15 protein-coding genes and 1 pseudogene are annotated in these 22,413 nt (G+C 40.8%); 10 read left to right on the forward strand and 6 right to left on the reverse strand.

Annotation, left to right across the window (positions count from 1 at the left end; genetic code table 11):
- Nucleotides 1-54: 54 nt before the first annotated feature.
- From dnaE to FTT85_RS04195, 10 genes and pseudogenes are all read left to right on the forward strand, one after another.
- Nucleotides 55-3,627 carry a DNA polymerase III subunit alpha gene (gene dnaE / locus FTT85_RS04150; RefSeq protein ID WP_180182957.1) on the forward strand — a complete coding sequence of 1,191 codons (3,573 nt, stop codon included), beginning with the start codon at nt 55-57 and terminating at the stop codon, nt 3,625-3,627.
- A 51-nt stretch (nt 3,628-3,678) separates the two neighbouring features.
- Entirely contained in the window at nt 3,679-4,521 is an 843-nt protein-coding gene (locus tag FTT85_RS04155; protein WP_180039995.1) for an RNA methyltransferase, read from the forward strand.
- Nucleotides 4,514-5,323 carry a serine O-acetyltransferase gene (gene cysE, locus FTT85_RS04160; RefSeq protein ID WP_078188746.1) on the forward strand — a complete coding sequence of 270 codons (810 nt, stop codon included), beginning with the start codon at nt 4,514-4,516 and terminating at the stop codon, nt 5,321-5,323. Before FTT85_RS04155 ends, cysE begins: the two co-directional genes overlap by 8 nt.
- Nucleotides 5,324-5,428: 105 nt before the next feature.
- Nucleotides 5,429-6,343, forward strand: a complete 915-nt coding sequence (locus tag FTT85_RS04165; protein ID WP_180182958.1) for an ABUW_2363 family tetratricopeptide repeat lipoprotein — start codon at nt 5,429-5,431, stop codon at nt 6,341-6,343.
- Nucleotides 6,344-6,471: 128 nt separating this feature from the next.
- Nucleotides 6,472-8,478: a triacylglycerol lipase gene (locus FTT85_RS04170; protein ID WP_180182959.1), complete on the forward strand. Its 2,007-nt coding sequence runs from the start codon at nt 6,472-6,474 to the stop codon at nt 8,476-8,478.
- A 250-nt stretch (nt 8,479-8,728) separates the two neighbouring features.
- A pseudogene (locus FTT85_RS04175) lies at nt 8,729-9,732 on the forward strand (diguanylate cyclase).
- Between the two features lie 286 nt (nt 9,733-10,018).
- A complete protein-coding gene (gene mutS, locus FTT85_RS04180) occupies nt 10,019-12,649 on the forward strand; it encodes a DNA mismatch repair protein MutS (protein ID WP_180111057.1) in 2,631 nt (876 codons plus the stop codon).
- Nucleotides 12,650-13,034: 385 nt separating this feature from the next.
- Nucleotides 13,035-13,358 (forward strand): ferredoxin FdxA, encoded by a 324-nt coding sequence (gene fdxA, locus FTT85_RS04185; protein ID WP_004651686.1) that lies wholly within the window; start codon nt 13,035-13,037, stop codon nt 13,356-13,358.
- Nucleotides 13,359-13,496: 138 nt separating this feature from the next.
- Complete coding sequence (locus FTT85_RS04190) at nt 13,497-14,219, forward strand: D-Ala-D-Ala carboxypeptidase family metallohydrolase (RefSeq protein WP_078188751.1); 723 nt, start codon at nt 13,497-13,499, stop codon at nt 14,217-14,219.
- Between the two features lie 131 nt (nt 14,220-14,350).
- Nucleotides 14,351-15,016: an O-methyltransferase gene (locus tag FTT85_RS04195; protein ID WP_168377631.1), complete on the forward strand. Its 666-nt coding sequence runs from the start codon at nt 14,351-14,353 to the stop codon at nt 15,014-15,016.
- Between the two features lie 209 nt (nt 15,017-15,225).
- Here FTT85_RS04195 and FTT85_RS04200 read toward each other — a convergent pair whose 3' ends face one another.
- The 6 genes from FTT85_RS04200 to FTT85_RS04225 all read right to left on the reverse strand — a co-directional run bounded on the left by FTT85_RS04200 (nt 15,226) and on the right by FTT85_RS04225 (nt 22,351).
- Nucleotides 15,226-16,068 carry a universal stress protein gene (locus FTT85_RS04200; protein WP_078188753.1) on the reverse strand — a complete coding sequence of 281 codons (843 nt, stop codon included), beginning with the start codon at nt 16,066-16,068 and terminating at the stop codon, nt 15,226-15,228.
- Between the two features lie 130 nt (nt 16,069-16,198).
- Nucleotides 16,199-16,816 (reverse strand): acyltransferase, encoded by a 618-nt coding sequence (locus FTT85_RS04205; protein ID WP_180074086.1) that lies wholly within the window; start codon nt 16,814-16,816, stop codon nt 16,199-16,201.
- Complete coding sequence (locus tag FTT85_RS04210; RefSeq protein ID WP_180182960.1) at nt 16,809-17,408, reverse strand: YigZ family protein; 600 nt, start codon at nt 17,406-17,408, stop codon at nt 16,809-16,811. The genes FTT85_RS04205 and FTT85_RS04210 overlap by 8 nt, the downstream gene beginning before the upstream one ends.
- 102 nt (nt 17,409-17,510) lie before the next feature.
- Complete coding sequence (locus FTT85_RS04215; protein ID WP_078193562.1) at nt 17,511-18,701, reverse strand: HlyD family type I secretion periplasmic adaptor subunit; 1,191 nt, start codon at nt 18,699-18,701, stop codon at nt 17,511-17,513.
- A gap of 3 nt (nt 18,702-18,704) precedes the next feature.
- Nucleotides 18,705-20,831 (reverse strand): type I secretion system permease/ATPase, encoded by a 2,127-nt coding sequence (locus FTT85_RS04220; protein WP_180129433.1) that lies wholly within the window; start codon nt 20,829-20,831, stop codon nt 18,705-18,707.
- Nucleotides 20,828-22,351 carry a TolC family protein gene (locus FTT85_RS04225; RefSeq protein WP_180182971.1) on the reverse strand — a complete coding sequence of 508 codons (1,524 nt, stop codon included), beginning with the start codon at nt 22,349-22,351 and terminating at the stop codon, nt 20,828-20,830. Before FTT85_RS04225 ends, FTT85_RS04220 begins: the two co-directional genes overlap by 4 nt.
- Nucleotides 22,352-22,413: the final 62 nt, after the last annotated feature.

Consider the following 22,413-nt stretch of genomic DNA (forward strand, 5'->3'; position numbering starts at 1 on the left):
AGTTTGATCTCAGAGCATGCTAAAATCAGCAGCTGTTTTCGCAGGGACTCATCTATGCACTTTGTACATCTTGGTATTTTTACAGAATTTTCCATTACTGAATCTATTGTACGTATACCTGATCTTGTAAAAGCTGCAGCTGCAGATGAAATGCCCGCTCTGGCCATTACTGACCTTTCAAATCTACATGCTGCTGTAAAATTCTATAAAAAGTGCTTAGATAAAGGCATTAAACCCATATTTGGTTCAACCATTCGTTTGAATGATGCTGAACACAAAGCTACTCTTCTAGCGATGACCAATAAAGGTTGGCGCAGTCTAACAGAGTTGGTTTCTGAAGGTTATATTTCTGGTCAACAGCTTGATATTCCTTGCGTAAAAAAAGATTGGATTTTAAATCAACACCAAGACTTGATTGTTTTACTGGGTATGCAAAGTGATGTCGGCAAAATGCTTTGCTCTTCCAACCCGCAAAAAGCTGAACCACTGTTAGCTGAATGGGTCGAAAAATTTGGCAATCGTGTTTATCTAGCGATTACACGAACTGAGCGCTCGGGTGAAGAAGACTTTATTCACGAAGCAGTAAAACTTGCGAAGAAATTTAACATTGGTGTGGTTGCTCATAACGATGTGCATTTTATACGTAAAGAAGATTTCGAGGCACATGAAGCACGCGTTTGTATTGCCGATGGCTATGTCCTCGGTGACAATCGTCGCCCTAAAAATTACAGTCCTGAACAGTATTTTAAAACTGCCGAGGAAATGACGGAGCTGTTTGCAGACATTCCAACGGCTATAGAAAATACCTATCACATTGCGCGACGGTGTAATGTGTCATTACGTTTAGGCTTCCATGACCTTCCCGATTATCCAATTCCTGAAGGTCATACAATTGACACCTATTTTGAACATTTATCAAAAGAAGGTTTAGAAGAACGTTTAGCGCATTTGTACCCTGTCGAACAACGTGGTGACGACTGGCCAGAAATTCGTAAGCCTTATGATGAACGTTTGGCTTATGAAGTTGGGATCATCCTGACCATGCAATTCCCAGGTTACTTCCTGATTGTCATGGACTTTATTCAATGGTCTAAAGGTAATGGCGTCCCTGTTGGTCCAGGCCGTGGTTCGGGTGCAGGTTCCTTGGTTGCCTATAGTTTAAAAATTACTGACCTAGACCCACTACGTTATGACCTACTGTTCGAGCGTTTCTTAAACCCTGAACGTGTATCAATGCCCGACTTTGACGTCGATTTCTGTATTGCAGGTCGTGACCGTGTTATTGACTATGTTGCACGCACTTATGGTCGAGATGCGGTCTCTCAGATTGCAACTTTCGGTACCATGGCGGCAAAAGGTGCAATTCGTGACGTAGCCCGTGTCTTGGGTAAATCTTATGGTTTGGCTGACCGTATTTCTAAAATGATTCCGACCAAGCCTTTAGGTTTAAGTTTGGAAGAATCCATTGAGGCCGAACCACAGCTAAAAGATATTGTCACCAATCCATCTAACCCAGATAACGACGATGCAGCCGAAATTTGGGAAATGGCACTCAAACTTGAAGGCATTACCCGTAATACAGGTAAACATGCCGGTGGTGTGGTTATTGCACCAACTAAGTTAACTGACTATTCGGCTGTCCTATGTGATGCAGATGGAACTAACCGTGTAGCCCAATTCGATAAAGACGATGTGGAAGCTGCAGGTCTAGTTAAATTCGACTTCTTGGGCTTACGTAACTTAACGGTAATCGAAGATGCCATTAAGCACATTAATGCCCGTCCAGATATCACTACACCTGTCGACATTTCCTTAATTCCTTTGGATGACAAACCTGCCTATGCTGTGTTCGCAGATGCAAACACCACAGCAGTCTTCCAGTTTGAATCCGTCGGCATGAAAAAAATGCTGAAAGAGGCACGTCCAAGTAAGTTCGAAGAAATTATTGCTTTCGTGTCTTTATACCGTCCAGGCCCGATGGATCTGATTCCTGACTTTATTTACCGTATGCATGGTGGCGAGTTTGAATACTTACATCCATTACTAGAAAGTGTCCTTGAACCGACATACGGCATTATGGTGTATCAGGAACAGGTAATGCAGGCAGCGCAATTCTGTGCTGGCTATAGCTTGGGTGGTGCGGATTTACTTCGTCGTGCCATGGGTAAAAAGAAAGTCGAAGAAATGATTAAGCACCGTCAGATCTTTACTGAAGGTGCTGCAACCAAAGGTATTGATGCAGATACGGCCAACCATATCTTCGATTATATGGAAAAATTCGCAGGCTATGGTTTTAACAAATCCCATGCCGCAGCCTACGCCCTTGTTGCATATCAAACCGCTTGGTTAAAAGCACATTTCCCTGCTGAATTTATGTCAGCAGTGATGACCTCGGAAATGCAGAATACCGATAACGTGGTGTTCTTGATCGATGACTGTCGTATTAATGGTCTTGAAGTCTTGCCACCTTCGGTCAATATGTCTTTATATAATTTCCATGCCAGCGATCCAAAAACCATCGTCTATGGTTTAGGTGCGATCAAGGGTGTCGGTGAAGCTGCCATGCAGTCTGTGATTGACTCACGTATCCAAGATGGCCCATATAAAGATCTGTTTGACTTCTGCCATCGTATTGACCTAAAAAAAATCAATAAGCGCACGCTTGAAGCATTGATTCGTGGTGGCGCATTGGATTGTTTAGGATTAGAGCGCGCTGACTTGATGGCGCAATTGCCAGAAGCTGTACAAGCGGCTGACCAAGCCCGCACTAACCGCGAAACAGGGATGATGGATTTATTTGGTGAAGTTGAAGAAGTTCAGCGTAAACCTTCTAAACCTGTTAAACCGTGGTCAGATGAAGTTCGTCTTAAAGGTGAAAAAGACACACTCGGCCTTTATTTAACAGGTCACCCGATTGATGTGTATCGCCCAGAGTTAAAAGCCTTTATTTCACAGCGTATTAATGAACTTACGCCTACACGTCGCGGTGTCACTACAGTATTTGCAGGCTTAGTCGTCGATGTAGCCAACTTCCCGAACCGTATGATGGTGACACTCGATGATGGTACAGCACGTATTGAAGTGTCTGCGAATCACGAACGTTTTAACCGCTTCAAAGACGTGATTCAAAACGAAAAAGTGGTGGTGATTGAAGGTGAAATTTATGAACGTGAAGGTTTTGACCGCCCTATGGGTCGCTTAACTAAAGCCTTCAGTCTGAACGAAATCCGTCAAAAACGTGCCAATGCGATTCAAATCAAATTAACGCCGGAACATTTTAGTAAAACGCTCTCACGCGATATCCAAAATATTCTACTGCCTTTCTGCAATGTCGATATGTGTACGCATATTCCTGTGCAGTTATATGTTGACTACCCATATGCGACGGCTGACATTCATTTGGGCTTAAACTGGAAAGTTGCCCCACTGGATGAATTACTGTCTAAGCTGCGTGACTACTTTGGTAAAGAATCTTTGCATGTTGAATATCATGTCAAATCCAAAGCAGCCAAAGCGGTAAGTTATGAACAAGCCTCTATTCCTGCGCAGGTTCCGCCACCGCCAGATGGGATGAGCATGGATGATGCCATGGATTTATACCAAGCAGAAGCCAATCAATTTTCTTAAAGTTTAAACGCTGTTTGAACTGCTTTTTTAAATAAACATATTGGAAATATCATGAATCAAACTGACAATGCTGCGGTTTCAGCACATCTCTCCCATGTGCGTATTGTCATGGTGAATACAACATTACCCGCAAATATTGGTAGTGCATTACGTGCCATGAAAACCATGGGACTTTCAAAGTTGGTCTTAGTTGCACCGAAGACTTACCCGCATCCGGACATTAATGCTTTGGCTGCCGGTGCTGTCGATTTAATTGATCAAATTGAAATCGTTGAATCATTAGAAGAAGCTATTAAAGATTGTCATATTGTCTTTGGTACTAGTGCGCGTAGTCGTACCATCCCATGGCCATTACTTGACGCTCGCCCTGCTGCCGAAATGTCTCTCAAAGCGGTCTGTGAACAACAGCAAGAAATTGCCGTGGTGTTTGGCCGTGAAGACCGTGGTTTGACCAATGAAGAATTGGCAATGGCCAACTACCACGTCACTATTCCAGTAAATACTGAATATGGCGTATTGAACGTTGCCCAAGCGATTCAAGTCATTTGCTATGAAATGCGCATGGCCGCCCTTGCACATACCGAGTTAACGGCAAATCCTGATGCCAATATGCATGTTACCGATGACATCGATATGGAATGGGATGAACCTTTGGTGACCCATGAAATGATGGAACAGTTCTACCCGCATATTGAAAAAATGCTGGCAGAGATTGAATTTATGGATCCAAAAAATCCAAGATTATTACCTTTACGCTTGCGTCGCCTATTTGGACGTATACAATTAGATCGTATGGAATACCACTTATTACGTGGCATCTTTAGCCGAGTACAGGCTTTAAATAACGGAACATGGAAAAAATCTACAGACAATGAGGATCAATCTAATGCTTAAGCAGCTCAAAGAAGATATACAGGCTGTATTCGCGCGCGATCCTGCTGCACGAAATACGCTCGAAGTCTTAACGACTTATCCAGGAATTCATGCCTTAATCATGCATCGTATGGCACATGAACTTTGGAAAAAAGAGTGTAAAGGCTCAGCTCGTCTATTGTCTTCTTTTAGCCGCTTTGCCACAGGCATTGAGATTCATCCGGGTGCGAAAATCGGTCGTCGTTTCTTTATTGACCACGGTATGGGTGTGGTGATTGGTGAAACAGCTGAAATTGGTGATGATGTCACCCTCTACCATGGTGTGACCTTAGGTGGCACGACTTGGAACAAAGGCAAACGTCACCCAACTTTGGAAGATGGTGTAGTGGTTGGCGCTGGTGCAAAGATCTTGGGCCCATTTACGGTGGGTAAAAATGCCAAAGTCGGTTCAAATGCCGTGGTGACCAAAGAAGTTCCTGCGGATACTACCGCTGTAGGTAATCCAGCACGCTTTATCACCAAAGATAAGCCAAAAGATGAAGCGGAAACCCGTCGTCGCGATTATGCAGAAAGTATTGGTTTTCAGCCTTATGCTGCAACACAAGACCAAACTGACCCAATGTTAGAAGGTATGCGTGTATTGTTAGATCGTATTCAGCACAATGAAAAACGTATGAATAATTTGTGTCAGCGTTTGTCTCTCCTTGACCCAACGTTCAAAAAGCAACAGCTTAATGAACAACCTTTTAGTCAGGAAGAACTTAAAATCATTGAAGATGTGCGCCGCGAATGCGAAGCTCAAAGTAATCAATCTAAAGCTTAACCAAAAGCAATCATAATAAGTTGCCTTTAACTTGCATGTTGTTCAGAGTTTTTTTAGACTGACCAACGTGCTTTTTTGTATAAAATAAATTAATGGATGAATCATATGACGCTTAAGCCCTTGGCAGTTGCTTGTATTGCTTTAACCCTTGCCGCTTGTGGAAGCGCCCCAACTAAAAATAATGCTCCTAAAGATGCCATGATTTTTGTAGAGCCTGAACTGACTCCACCGTTCTACGCACTCAACCCATTTAACTACGATGCACCACCTCCTTTTGAATTAAATTTACAAAAAGCTGCAGCACAGCCTGTGACTAAGATGGTGGTAACTAGCCCGACCGACCCATCTAAACAACTGACACTTGAAGAAAACCGTCTGATTATTCCAATTGTAGACAGCAAAGAACGTTCGATGAAATTTGCTGCTTTAGCAGGTGACAATGAAATCGACATTACTGAAATTGATGATTTCTTACAGCTTGTTGAAGGTAAAGCACGTCACTATCCACCACGTTTTGTTCAACGCCAAGAACGCAAAGGGTTTGAGCTTAAACTCAAGGAAGTTACGCAAAAATTAGATACGCTTGCGTCTAAAGACAACGCCTCTTTTGATATTTTAGTTCGTGCATTTAAAGCCAGTGTGATGGCACGTAACCTTGATTTGGGTTCTGTGTACACCACTAAATCATTAACTTATGCACAGCGTATTTTAAAAATCAACCAAGATGATGCAGAAGCAAATTTCTGGTTCGGTTTCGGTTTATCTGAAGGTGGCGGTCAACGTGAAGCGATTCCATACTTAGACAAAGCAATGAAAGCCGGTGTTCAAGAAGCGTATCTTTCTGCAGCAAATAACTATATTGCCATGGAACAAAAAAAGAACGCCATTCAGGTTTTAAAGAACTATAAAGTTAAATATCCACAAGAAGCAGAAGTTGCTGATCGTTTAATTCAAGAAATTGAAAAGCAAGGTCGCTGGAATGTTTGGCAAGTTTTAAATCCACCTAAAGCTGCGTCTTAAATCAGACGATTTAGAAAATTCTTTTGAAAAAAGACCGTTTTAACGGTCTTTTTTCATTTAAGGTGAATTGAAAATCCTGACAATTATCGTATGATTTGAAAATACTTAACCTTATGCGCGGCCTCTTTATGCAGCAAAATATTAAAAAAATACTGCTCCTTGGAATCATAAGTACAAGCGTACTGAGTGGATGTCAGGTCGTCAGTGTCAAAAATCAAAAACTCAATGTTTCGATTGCCAATGAACGTGAAAGTATTATTTCTCGAAACAAACTCAGCGAAGCCAGTTTAAATGTCTTGTCGATGACAGGTCGTGAAGCCAAAGCGTGTATAGAAGACCCGAAAGCCTGTGTTGATGAACTACAACAGATCCCTCAAATTCAAGATGAACAATTATTGTCTACGGCAAGTGAATTATATTTAGCCAAAGCCATCGAATATGAGTCTTCTTCAGCCTGTAAATTAGGTCTTCTCAGTAGCCACAAATCAGAAGAAAAACAAAAAATTGAACAAGACACTTATAACAAATGTTTAGATCAACAGCTGACGCTACTGGATAAAAGTATTCGCTATAGCCACGCCTATATGTTTAAAACCAAACGTGCGCCTGCTGACCGTATTTTTGATAACCGCCAAGTTCAAATCCGAGATTTCTATAATCAAGGGATTGCTAAACTGGTTAGCAGCTATGCACTACGTTATAAACCGCAAGAAGTCACCCAACAGATCAAAGTCGGACAAACCACCTATCATATTGACTTCAGCCACTATCCTGAACTCAAAAATCGTAAAATTGAACAATTGATGTCAACCTATAACCTCAACTTCTCAGGTTTACGTTCAATTACCCGCCGAGATGGTTTTGGTTCCGAATTTCTTGTGGTTTTACCCGAAGAACATACAGTTGAAACAGGCAAAGCCAAATACATTATCAACCCGATTGATTTTAAATATCCGTCTGGTTCAAACCCTAATATCCATCAAGCGCGCTATTTAGCTGCAACCTTAACAGCGGAACCTCTAAGCACCACAACTTCAGTTGATCAAATTTTAAATCAGCATGAGTTTCAAATTAAGGCTTACGACCCGTACAAATATGAACAGGTCAATATTGCCAATAAAAACTATGCCCTTGCAGCCAATTTTTCAGCACCTTATGGTCTTTGGTTAGCACAAAACAACTTGGGTAAGGCCGCGTATTTATCCCTAATTGACCGTGATGAAAAACTCACGATGCCGCATCTCTACATGCTTGAACCGTATAATCCTGACAAAAAAGTCATCGTCTTGGTACATGGTCTTGCCAGTAGCCCTGAAGCATGGATACGTCTCACCAACGATATTATGGGCGATTCAGTGCTACGTGAGCATTATCAAGTGTGGCAAGTGTTCTATTCAACCAACATGCCGATTATTGAAAGCCGCTTCCAAATTTATTCCATATTGACCCAGACCTTTAATAAAGTCGACGCCAATGCTTCGGCTAAAAAAGATGCGGTCTTAGTCGGTCATAGTATGGGCGGCATTATTGCACGACTACTGGTCAGCCAAGCAGATACCACTCAATCTGCTTTAAAAATGATGAATTCGCGTCAATTAAATCAGTACCGCAATATTCCAGTCGTGAAGCAACGTATGGTAATTGACGATATTCCAAATTTCAGCCGTGCGATTTTCTTGGCTGCACCGCATCGTGGTACTGAATATGCAGATCGCTGGTTTACCAAAGCTGCTCGAAAAATCATTAAACTTCCGGGCGCTTTCTTATCGGCTATGGGTGATGTGTTAACTCAGGAAGAAGACCTGAAAGATTTATTCCGTGAAATCGACCACGGCTTAATCCAAAATGGACCTAGTGATTTGAGCCATCAATCCAAATTTATTGCGCTCACTGAAGATATTCAACCGCGTAAAGGCTTGAAGTTTCACTCAATTATGGGAAATAACACCAATAGCCAAGATAAAAATGTAATCTCAGATGATGTCGTGCCATACACCAGTGCGCATTTAGAGGATGCTGTTTCAGAAAAGATCATTAAAGGTGGTCATTCAATTCAAGAAACCCCAGAAGCTGTACTCGAACTGCGCCGTATACTACGACTGCATTTGATTGAACTTGGCCTCTATAAGCCATAATGCAATACAACATTTAATTCGATCTACATATTTTAAAACCGATCTCAGGATCGGTTTTTTTCATTTCTGCATTTACTTGAATATGCCAATATTCACATAATTATTATATAAGCCTTTATTTTTTAATCATTTTAAAACTCAAAATCACTTGTTAAATTTTATACAAATCTTATATTAGAGATAAATACGGGTTAAATATAGACAAAAAAGTTGTGCACATATCCTAAATTTTTTATGAGCATATCGAATTATGAAATTAAAAGGCTCAAAGTTACTTCATCGGGATGAAATTGAGGGTTTAATCAAAACTAGATTAAATAAAGTTTATTTTACGCCAAATTTAGAATCCATTTATCAGCCGCTCTACCGTGATGAAGCGGCGAAAGAATTTCGTTTTCGCGGAATCATTATTTTTCTCCTGTATGCCCTGTTATGTTCGGGGATTTATCAAGTGATTCCATAACGCAGTTTTGTAGATTCCTCTGTATATTTGGGTAGTGTTTATCATTCTGATTGCATGGGATTTATCTTTTTTTCCGCATTAAACCCTTATTTTAATGTTTATACTTGCCTAGGCTCGATGTGCGCTGTTGCGATCATATTTATCATCTTTACTATGATTTGTAATGATCACAATGATGGCTATTACATGCAGCCATGAAGTATGCCGTGGTCATCATCTATGCCTTTGTAGGTATGCGTTTTTTATATTGCCATGGTTGCTGGTTGGTAGAACATGACCCACTGACTGGGCTAGCAAACCGTCGTCCGCTATAAGGAGCTTTAGAACAGCAATGGCGTTATGCCCTACGTCATCAACAACCGTTAAGCATCATGGTGATCGATATCGATTTTTTTGAAAATTAAAATGATCATTTAGGACATCAGGCGGGTGATATCTGCCTGACCCAAATTGCAGAGGTTTTATCCCAAATCACCAATCGAAGTGGTGAGTTAGCCGCGCGCTATGGTGGCGAAGAGTTTTTACTCCTCTTTCCGATGTTAACTGAAGCTGAGATTGCACCTTTGGCAGCAGATTTATTACACCGTATTCAATCTCTCGAACTTCCACATCCAGCTAGCCATATTTCAAAATTTGTGACGATTAGCATCGGCACGGCAACAATCATTCCATCTAAACCTGATAAAATTCAGAAATTTATATAGGCTGCCGATCGTGCACTTTACCTTGCAAAAGGCAGTGGTCGTAACCAATATCGATTAGCTCAGGCTGAAGCGCAGTTAGATGTTTGAGTCAGTCTATCGCTTTGTAAATGTATCGATTATTGAATTTACACATAGACTTTTTAGCGTTTATAAATAAAATTTTGACTGCTTTTTTTACATGCAGACAAACCTTTTCTGGCATTTTCTTGTCACTTTTTTTGCTAGAATCAGCAACACGATTTGTTAACGTACACCTGTGGTTTTGAATGAAGAGACAATATAAATATAAGGACTTTTTCTAAATCCAATTTTCATCAAAATAGTGTTATTCGTTTAGCAGCGCACAAATTTTTATTTTAAGGTATTTCGTTTCATGCAAGCTGATAATTCCAAAGTTGACCTTTCAACCCTGACCCCGATGATGCAACAGTACATGTCAGTCAAAATGCAAAATCCGCATTCACTGATGTTTTATCGGATGGGTGATTTTTATGAGCTCTTTTTTGAAGATGCGCATAAAGCAGCAAAACTCTTAGGAATTACATTAACGCATCGTGGTAAAGCCAATGGTGAGCCTATTCCTATGGCTGGTGTCCCATACCATGCTGCTGAAGGCTATTTAGCCCGCCTTGTAAAAAAAGGTGAAACGGTGGTGATCTGCGAGCAAATTGGTGAGGTGACAGGCAAAGGGCCGGTTGAGCGCGGTATTGTCCGTATCATTACCCCGGGGACATTAACGGACGATGCACTGATTGCCTCTCATCAAAGTTCAAATTTAGTCGCGATCTGCTTACAACAAAATCAGATCGGGATTGCTTTACTAGACCTCAGTGCAGGTATTTTTAAAGTTCAGCAAATGGACTATCAGCTGGAACAATTGGCAATCGAACTTTCGCGTTTAATGCCGAGTGAAATTTTGATTGATGAGGATCTCATTGACCCGAATATTGTTGAGCAAATTAAACGTCAATTAGACTGCCCTGTTACCAAGCGTCCAAACGTCGACTTCAATTTAAATAACGCGCAAAAAACGCTGTGTGACCAATTTGCCGTAGCCACACTTTCAGGTTTTGGTATTGACCATTTGCCTTTGGCGAAAGCTGCCGCAGCGGCTTTGATTCACTATGCAAAAGTCACTCAAAAAACCGCTTTACCCCATATTCGCAGCATTCAACTCGAACAAAGTAGTGATTTCGTGGCGCTCGATCCCGTCACTCGTCGTAACTTAGAACTGATTGATCCCCTATTTGAACATGGTACTTCCCTGTTCCAACTAATCAATGATTGCCAAACTGCGATGGGCGGCCGCCTATTGAGTCGTACCTTGATGCAGCCTTTACGAGATACCGCTTTATTGGATGCACGTTTAGATGCATCACAAGCGATGCTGCAAGGCTATCATGAGTCTCCGATCCGCTTAGTTCTCAAAGAAATTGGCGATATTGAACGTGTGCTATCTCGTGTAGCTCTCGGCAGTGCTCGTCCACGAGACCTAGTTCAGTTACGTCAAACTTGTGCACAAATTCCCTATCTTCGACATGCACTTGAACCGATCATTCAGTCACACCAATCTAAGCTGATCGCTCAGTTAAATGATGAAATGGGTGATTTTCACGGCTTACATGAGCGTCTCATGTCTGCCATCGTAGAAAACCCGCCAGTGCTTTTACGTGATGGAAATGTGATTGCCGAGGGTTTCGACACTGAACTTGATGAACTACGTAAAATTCGTGACCATGCGGGACAATTCCTCATTGATCTCGAAATCAAAGAGCGTGAACAAACCGGAATTTCAACCTTAAAAATTGGTTATAACCGAGTTAGTGGTTACTATATTGAACTAACTCGCGCACAAGCTGAACAAGCACCTGATCATTATATTCGCCGCCAAACCCTTAAAAATGCTGAACGCTACATTACCCCTGAGTTGAAATCTTTTGAAGATAAGGTGCTTTCGAGTGAGTCACGTGCATTAGCGCGCGAAAAAATGCTCTTTGAGCTATTACTTGATGAGTTACGTGCAGATATTGGCAACTTACAAATGATGAGCGCCGCTATAGCGCAAATTGATTTACTGGCTAATTTTGCCCATCAAGCTCGATTACGAAATTGGTCACGTCCTGAATATAGCCCTGAAGTTGGGATCAAAATCAAAGCCGGACGTCACCCAGTTGTGGAATCTCTGAGCAAATCAGCATTTACTCCAAATGATACTAGTTTGGACTTTAATCACCGCATGGCGATTATCACAGGGCCAAATATGGGCGGTAAATCGACCTTTATGCGCCAAACTGCCTTAATCAGCTTATTAGCCTACTGTGGTAGCTTTGTCCCTGCCCAATCTGCCGTATTAGGGCCGATCGATCGGATATTTACCCGTATAGGATCTGCCGACGACTTGTCTACAGGCAAATCAACCTTCATGGTGGAAATGACTGAAACCTCACAGATTCTACATCATGCGACCAATCAATCATTGGTACTGATGGATGAAGTCGGACGTGGTACGAGTACCTATGATGGCTTATCTTTGGCGTGGGCATGTGTGCTCGATCTCACCCGTCGCATTAAATGTTTATGCCTATTTGCAACGCATTATTTTGAGCTCACCGAGTTAGGCAAAGACGCCAATATAGATAACTATCATGTGACTGCTCGTGAGCTAAATGGCAACCTGATCTTACTGCATAAAGTTCAACAAGGCCCGGCGAGTCAAAGTCATGGTCTACAGGTGGCAAAGCTTGCAGGTATTCCTGCAGCTGTGATCAAAGAAGCGCAAAATCGCCTTCGTATATTAGAAACTCAGCAAAAACAGCAACTCAATACGGCTGTACAAACCGATCTATTCTCGGCACTCGCAGAGCCTGAAGTCATTGAACGCGTAGTTGAAGTTGAAAAAACATCGCCCGTACTTGATGCCTTAGCAGATATTGATATCGATAACTTAAGTCCACGTGAAGCATTACAACAGCTTTACGCTTTAAAGGATTTACTTAAGATCTAAATTGAGCAGAAGCGATAGATGAGATATGCAAAGAACACCAATGAAGGTGTTCTTTGCATTGACACCATTCAAACGCGTAAATTAGTGAATGTTTGCTATCTACTACTGCGGCTATTCAGCAATAAATTGATAAAAAATTAATGTTCTAAAATGTTTCATGCTTAAAATGCACATAAAAATATTGTTCGATAAACAGATGTAATTTAATTAGTTTTTGAGTATGATTCTCATTCATTGTGAAATTTACATAAATTGTTCAGTTTTTAGTGATTTTAACAGCACTGCATATAATAATTATCAATAAAAGGAATTGTTAGTTACCCTATTTTTTGCCTAAAATACACCATTAGTTTATTAGAACCATATTTTTTAGGTAGCTGTCGCCATGACCTTTGTTGTCACTGAAAACTGTATTAAATGTAAATATCAAGACTGCGTAGAAGTTTGCCCTGTTGACTGTTTCTATGAAGGTCCAAACTTCCTTGTTATTAATCCAGATGAATGTATCGACTGTGCGCTATGTGAACCTGAGTGTCCAGCTAACGCGATTTTCTCTGAAGATGAGTTACCTGAAGGTCAAGAAGTATTTATCGAACTTAATACTGAACTTTCTCAAAAATGGCCGAACATCACTCAAATTGGTGATCAACCTGCCGACCGTGAAGAATGGAACGGTAAAGCTGATAAATTACAATATCTTGAAAAGTAATTTTACGCTTTCATGAAAAGATCAGCACATGCTGATCTTTTTTTATACTTAAAGCACACATTTCATTGCAAATTATTCAAATTTTCTCAATCAAATTGGATTAAAATAGAACGAGTTTATAAATAATTGATTTCTATAATGAAGCATTTACTCAAGGGATTATTGTCCGTTGCAATATTCCCTCTTGTTTTCATTGGTTGTACAACTACACCACAAAAACAAGGTCACACTATTACAACTCCCGACGGTAAACGTATTTACATACCTCAAGAAAAAGTGACGACCATCAGACAAGCCCCGCCTAAAGTGGTGCCTTATGCCTACAATTCGTGGGTCGCGTCTGTCGATAATTTACGTCGCGTTCGAGACTATGAAGTCTTTTTAGAGAAAAATGGTGTAGGCAATATCATTCCATCATTTGAGTTGATGCGTACTGCACGTGACTGGCAAAAATGTGGTCGCTCAGAATATATGGTACCTAACCGTGAATTATGGCAAAACCAAATTGCAACCTTACGTGTCTTTAAATATTTAGTAGCTGCCAATATCTTAACGGACTTTGAAGTGACATCGGTTTATCGTGATTTGCCTTTGAACCAGTGTGCCGGTGGTGCAAGTTCATCTCGTCACTTATACAACTCGGCGATTGATTTCCGTATTGGACCTGCGTATCCACAGCCCGAAGACTATAGTTATATTGAAAATACCAAGTTCCGTTTATGCCAATTTTGGTCACAACATGGGCAAAGCCTCAATATGGGCCTAGGTCTATATGCCAGCGGACAAATTCATATTGATACTCAAGGCTACCGTACTTGGGGGCCTGATCACTCAAGTCGTTCATCAATGTGTAATTACTAAAACATTACATCGTCATACCAAGACCTCTTCGGAGGTCTTTTTTGTGCATAAAATATACAAATACAGAACAATAAATTGCGATGTTAGTGGAAAGGTTTAAAATGCTTGCATCAATCACGAGGTGCGACAACATGCAACAAATGTGGACAGACATTGATGCTTACATCGATTCACATTTAATTCCTGAAGATCCAATACTGACTCAAACACTTCAACATACAGATGAACGTGGCTTTCCAGATCATCTTGCTGTAGCGGCCAATCAAGGCATGCTGCTACAAATGTTAATCCAAATGAACAAGTGTAAACGTGTTTTAGAACTTGGAACTTTTGCAGCCTACAGCACCATGTGGTTAGCACGTGCCTTACCTGAAGATGGTTACATTCTGACCATTGAAGGTCGTGATACACATGCTGCCCTGGGTCAAGAAAATATTGATAATGCAAAGCTTGCACAAACGATTGAACTAAAATGTGGTCGCGCGGCAGATATTTTACGTGCCCTTCCTGAAGATACTGAAGCTTTTGACTTTATTTTTGTCGATGCAGACAAACAGAGCTACCCTGAATATTTAGAATTAAGCCTAAATTTATCTCATTCAGGTACAGTGATTGTTTTAGACAATGTGATTCGTGCAGGTGAGATTCTGAATGCCGAAAACCACAAGCCAAGTATTGAAGGTATCCGAGATATGTTCAAAGCCATGCAAAATCATCCGAAAATTTTATCCTGCACGGCACTTCAAACTGTAGGTTGTAAAGGTCATGATGGTTTTGCGATTGCAATCGTTAAATAATCTAAATCGAGGTGTTTTTTAGCCACCTCGAATAAAGGTATAAAAAATAATCAATACAATATTTTATTTTTAAAACAACTACTTACAAACACTACACACAGAGTTATCCACAATTTATGAGGATAACTCTGATTATTTTTAACACAACAACTTATTATTTATTTACTCGCATTTGTCCGTCTATTAAATCACCTATTTGTTGTTTCATCTTATTTTACAACCAACAGTGGAACACTCGAATTTCTGAAAATACTGGTGGTAATACTGCCCAAGAAGAACTGATGGATTTTACTGTGACTAAATGCCCCCAGTACGATTAACTGGATACCATGCTCTTGTTGATAGTCCAGAATATTTTCCGAAACATCGCCATAGCGGTATTCCGTCACCACATCGAGCCCCGCATTGGTTAAATAATTTTTTGGATCATCCAAGATTTGTGGGTGATCTCCAACATAGACCAAATGACATTGTAAAAGTTTGAGTAGGTCACTTTGTGCCACACGCTTCATTAACTCAACACATTTAGGCGAATATTCATAGGCAAAAATAAAACGAGTCGGTGGTTTAAACGTTGGCCCTACAGTCATAACTGTACAACTTGCACCACGTATAAAGTTTTCAACATTACTACCAAGCGGCTTATTGCGCTCTGCTGAACGTTCACCCACGCGACCAATTAAAACAATATCGTCATCTTGCAACACATTAAAACTTTGCTCTAAGAAGTCGCCCTTTTCCTGAATATGGGTGGTTTGAATACCATGCTTATCTTGGATCATTTCAGAAATGTGTTTGAGCAAGTTATTACTATAATCTAACGCTAAATCACTTTGTTTTTGTTCTAACTCCGCGAGTTCTTTCAAGAGCATAGCATTACTTTCAAACCCAATCACTCCACTGATTTCACCTAAGTGATAACTTGCCGGATAGTAATCAAGTATTTGCAGTAAAACCAACTCACGGTGAGTTTGTTTAGCAACCCAAGCAGCAGCATCAGCTAGTGCATTAATGCATGGAGAAGAGTCGATACAGGCGATAACTCGTTTCATGATTAGCCCTCGTTTTATTATTGCTTGGCTATAAAATGTTGTTTGTTATTTTTAACTTATCACAACTCTGTTTCACTGTGCATGCATTTGTGTAAGCATAAAAACGATTTATGACCTATTTGGCGATTATTTATTCACGATATCGAATGAGTTTTGCAGGATTTCCCGCAATGATTGCACGCGCTTCGACATTTTTCGTCACCATACTGTTCATGCCGACCACAGCCTGCTCAGCAATGTGAATGCCATCCTTGATTCCAACATGCGCACCTAGCCAAACATCACGCTCTATCTCAATCCCTTGTGATCGTACAGCTTGCTGATAGATCGGTTGATTGACATCCATTCCATGATCAAAAGCGTATAAATGGCAATATGCCGCCATACGAACCTGATCGTGAATTTTGATACCCACTCGCCCACCATCTAAAATACAGTGATGATTGATCGCCACTTCATTGCCAATTTCAATTGGGCCATGCAGGGTGCAATCTGCAGCGATAAAGCTGTTATCTCCAATGACAATCTTACGTCCTGGTTCGGCAAAAATATGAGCCAATGGCGATATAAAACAGTTTTTACCAATTTCAACAGTTTCCATCGATTTGAGATAGCCTTGATATTCGTGTTGCCAAGCTTCAGCCCAACCACGATTTTTCGGTTTGAGTGACCAATACAACCAAGGCATATAATTCAGACGATGCTTATGTTGCTCTCGATATTTCAATAATGGATCTATTTCATTCACCTTCAGCAGCCTCGATGATATGCAATTGTTCACGTCCGCGAGTTATATCCTGAATTTTTAACTGTAGCGGTTGGATTTGATGAATTTGCAATGATGTAAATACATTTACGCCCTGCGCTGTATAGTCTTCCTGAAATTCAATTTGCTGCTGATTGAGTTCATATTGGAAAATTGCCCATTCATTAAACTGACAACTAAATTGCACTTTTTTCTTCTCAATAAGTTCAATTTTTTCAGCCTGCAACAGGCATTGACCTGCACAGCCACCATAGGCACGTACCAATCCCCCTGTCCCGAGCTTAATTCCACCATACCAACGATTAACCAAGACCAACACGTTGGTTAGGTCATTCCCTTCTATGGTTGCTAGAATGGGCCGACCTGCTGTGCCTGAAGGCTCACCATCATCATTAAAACGTACGGTATGTCCAATTTTCCATGCCCAACACTGATGTGTTGTTGAGATATCTTTATTGGCTTCGAGAAATTCTTTAACGGCTTGTTCATTTTCCACAGGAACTGCGATGGCTTGAAAACGACTTTTTTTAATGTCTTCTTCATATTCAAACTGTGCGGCGAGTGTAAATGGCATAACGTCTTTAGATCCTCTATCAACGGATATTATAGCGTTTTTTGAAAGACTTACATCCACAAAAAAGCCCCCAATACTGGAGGCTTGATTGGCACTGCGCTATTAACGTTCGCGAAGTGCTTCTTTTGCTTTATTGAATGGCTTGATTAAGTACTCAAGTACAGTTTTCGAGCCGGTACGGATATCAACTGTCGCCACCATACCCGGAGTGATACTAAAACTTTTACCTTCTTTATTGCTTAATTTATCACTATCTGTACGGATATAAACACGATAATAGAACTGATCTTGTTTCACTTCATCACGTAAAGTATCTGGTGAAATGACGGTCACTTTACCTTTTAGACCACCATAGATCGAATAGTCATATGCCGTAATTTTCACTAAGGCTTCTTGACCCGGACGAATAAAAGCAATATCTCGTGGTGATATACGTGCTTCAACCAAAAGCTGTTCATCCAAAGGTACGATGGTCATCAATTTACCATTTTGCGGAATCACACCGCCCAATGTCATCACATCAATTTCTTTGACCACACCACGTACTGGAGATTTAAACACGGTACGGCTCAGCGTATCCGATTTGCCTTTCACCACTTGTTGCTGCGATTCAATATCAGTATTGGCTTTCGACAATTCTTCCCGTGATTTCACCAAATATTGGTTACGGACATCATTTAACTGATTTTGTAAGTCATTCGCTGAACGCTTTAAACGAAGTACTTCAACTTCACTTGCTGCCCCTTTAGCAACGAGCGGCTCAGTCATGGCCAATTCTTGTTGAACTAACACCAATGCCTGTTTTAAGCCGGCAACAGATTCTTCCAAGTTTGCACGACGTGAATGATATAAAGCTGTTTCTTCCTTCACTAAAGCTGGAATCTTTTGAACATCTTCAGGAAAGGTTAATGGTGTACCATTCACTTCTGCACGTAAACGTGCTGCTGTCGCACGTGATGCCACAAGTAAAGACTCGGTTTCACCAACATTTGATGCGAAGCGTGTTGGATCGAGTTGCGCAAGGACTTGACCTTGTTCAACAATTTGACCTTCCTTCACATTCAACTTGGTTAAAATACCTCCCTCAAGCGACTGAACAATTTGTTCTTTCGAAGATGGAATCACTTTACCTGTCCCTGTAGAGACTTCTTCTAATTTAAACAACCAAGCCCAAACTAAAAGGATTGCCAGACCAATCGTAATAATCCAAATGATTAAACTCGATTTCGGTAATGGTGGCTCTTTAAAGCTGACTTTGGTCGAGCGTTGTATTTCTTGTTTATTTTCACTCATGATTTAAGCCCCAGCTACTTTTTTCTGAGCATTCTGATTCAGAATTTGATCACGAGGCCCATCCATGACAATTTTACCTTCATTCACCACAATAATGCGGTCAACCAACTCAAGTACCGCACGGCGATGTGTTGCTACCACCATAGTTCGGTTTTGTAAATAACCTTTTAAATGATCGATCAACTGCTTCTCAGATACGTCATCAATGGCTGCTGTAGGTTCATCAAGCAATAAAATATTGGGTTGACGAATCAATAAGCGTGCAAGCAACAAAGCTTGGCGTTGACCGCCAGAGAAGCCTACACCACCTTCTAAAATGATATGGTCTAGCCCTTCTTTTTTCTCTTGAACAAAGTGAATTGCACCCGTAATTTTCAGTACTTCAATCAATTGTTCATCCGTAGCCAGCGGAGCACCCAAGGTCAAGTTTTCACGAATCGTACCATAAAATAACTGTGAATTTTGGTTCAATAGCCCCATATCACGGCGTACATCTGCGGGGTCAATTAAAGACAGCTCAATCCCATCTAATTTAACTTTGCCTTGTACTGGCGTTTGCATACCCGATAACAATTGGAGTAGCGTCGACTTACCAGCACCGTTACGGCCCAAAATTGCGATTTTTTCTCCAGCCTTAATTTCCAGTTTTGGAATTAAAAGACTTGGACGTGGGTCATCTTCACCATACTTAAATGACACACCATTGAGTTCATAATGACCATTAATTGATGGTCGATGAATAAGATGAGAATAATCCGGTTGATCGACAGGTTTCTTCATGAGCTCATCCAGACCGGCTTTTGCCACTTTAGCCTGTTGTAAACGACCTAATACCCCTGCCAGTGCAGAAATCGGTGCTAACATTCGTGAAGACAAAATCGAACAAGCCACCAAAGCACCTGTGGTCATTTCACCTTTCATCACAGCAAAACAGCCGACAAGTACAACAATTGCAAACGTTAGACCCTGAATTTTTTGCGTCCATGCCGACATTAAGCCTACAATTTTACGTTGACGCATGCTGACATCAGCAGACACTTCATTCATGTGGTTCCATTGGTTTTGGAAACGTGATTCAGCACGAAGTAATTTGATATCCTCCATACCTTGCACAGATTCAACCAATAAGGCATTACGAATCGAAGACTCGCGCATACCCATTTGTGCAAGTTTAGCCAATGGTTTTTGCGCCAAAATCCCTGGAATAATCATCAAAGGAACCACCAACAGCATAACCCAAAATAGATTGCCGCCAATTAACCAGAAGATGAACAGGAACAAGAAGAAAAACGGTAAATCGGCAATCGCAGTAACAGTCGTCGAGGTGACCATTTCGCGTACCCCTTCTAATTCACGAATCTGTGAAATAAAAGTACCTGTAGATTTTGAGCGTTCGCTATTTTTAATTCTTAATGCATGACCAAATACACGATCTGAAATTTTCAAATCGGCACGTTTACCAATAATATCCGACAAATAAATTCGTGAAACACGTAATGCAAACTCAAATATCGCTGCAATTAACACCCCACCGGCAAGTACCCATAAAGTCGGTACAGATTGAGATGGAATAACGCGGTCGTACACGTTCATTGAGAACAAAATAGTGGCTAGGGCCAAAATATTCGCCATTAATGAAGCAAACATAATGTCGATGTAGCGTTTCCAGTCTTTTAAAACGATCGACCAGAACCAATTTTTTTCGAACGGCTTGATGTATTCATCAACACGTGCATCGGGTACAGATGACTCTGGACGCAGAATATATATATTGCGAACGCCATGGCTCAATCGTTCAATAGAGAAGACTTGAGATAGGCCTTCATCACCGCTTAGTTGAACACTGGCATTACCGTCTACGTCGATGCGTTCTACCACACCCACTTCACCACCGATAAACTCAACCAATACAGGTAAGCGCCATGGATTGAGCAGATTTATGTCGTATTTGTTTTTACGAACACTTAATCCAATTTGGCGTGCCATAACTGCGACCAGTTCATCGGCATTTTTGTGTTGATCCCAATCCAACTGCAACCGTATACGTTCTTCAGAGGGTTCAATTCGATAATGCTTTGCAATATTCAGAACCGCTTGTAGCCACGGTTGATAATTTATTGTATTACTCATGGCTGAACTTCAAACCCCTGAATAGATATATTATTAAGTTCATAAATATTTCGTGAACGCCCTGTCACTTGGATGTACTGTGCAAGTGCAGAGTAAATATCATATTGCGATGTCACAATTTCTTGTGCGGCACTATGTATGGCTTGCTCTGCATTCAGTAGATCGACAACCGTTCGAGTTCCTAATTTATATTGTTCTTGATACAGCTCTTTGGTTCTTACCGTTGTTTCACGCCGCTGCACCAATATCGACATTTGACGCTTTTTATTTTCGATTTGTTCTCGAATCATTCGGACTTGATCAATCACATCCAAATATACTGTATTCACTTGTGCTTTAGCCGCTTCTTCAGCATAGCTTGCGGCACGTGTTTGTGCTGCGATTGCTCCACCTTGGTAAAAATTACTGGTGGCTTCCAACATGATTGAATTATATAAACCATCATCTTCATCATTATTTGGATTACGGCCATTCACCGCCTGACTCAGACTGCCTTTGACATTGAGGGTTGGATAAGCACTTAATTTTGACTGTTGCTTTTGCAATTTGGCAATTTCAACCCCAGCCTGTGCTTTCATCATGCTCGGAATCATCTTGAAATCCGGATCTTCATATAGAGCTGCAGCCGTTAAGATGCGATCTGGGATCACCCAATTGATCTGACTTACATCAAAACCTAACAAGGTACGAAGTCGCTGTTGGTACTGTCGAAGTTGAGTTTCTTGCACAATTAAATTTGATTCTGCAGCTTCTAAATTTGACTTGGCTTGAATAGGGTCTGCTTGACTACTGATCCCTGCGGTTGCACGTAAGTTAGCAATCTCAGCAATCCGACTCACACCGGCAATTTGCTGCTGCGCAATTTTAGCCACTTCTTGATATCGTTTAATGTTGATAATTGCATTTGCAACATCAAAAGAAACTTCATCTAAATTTACAAGTACATTAGCCTGCTCTTGTAACATTTTTGCTTCTTCAATGCCTACTGCACTTTTGGTTTTACCAAAGTCATATAACATCTGCGTCGCATTTAAAGATACCAACTGACGTCCACGCTCGCCTTTTGTCAGATCTGCGGTACTTAATCCACCTGAAATTTGGGGATAATATGCAGCATTCGCAAGGTCAATATTGGCGTTTTGCGATGCGACTGTAGCAATACTTTGTGTGATTTCTGGACGTCTTTGGACGGCGATATGTATCGCATCAATAAAACTTAGATTCTTCGCTACTGTGTTTGGATTATAGCTGCCTTGTTGCGTTCGACCATAAGCAACGGCTGGCATTTCTTGGACACGTGAGGTATCTAAATTATATTTACTGAGTTCTGTGATGTTAATTTTTTCGGCAGAAGGTTTCGGCTTATTAGGTAAAAAAATCTTATCTAATGTCTTTTGAATGGTACTTTGTGTAGTGCCAGTATCTGCTGCATACACTGAACCAATGGAAAAGGGTAATAATAATATACAAAAGAAATTGCACTTATTTTTACGCGGACGCCCAACTTCTGGACCATTCATCTTTCGTAATCGCATGATTTTTGCAGGTCGTATTTTTAGTTTAAAGTATACTGAATTCTTGC

Origin of the sequence: Acinetobacter sp. YH01020, from assembly GCF_013420275.1 — a bacterium.
GTDB classification, from domain to species: Bacteria; Pseudomonadota; Gammaproteobacteria; order Pseudomonadales; family Moraxellaceae; genus Acinetobacter; species Acinetobacter amyesii.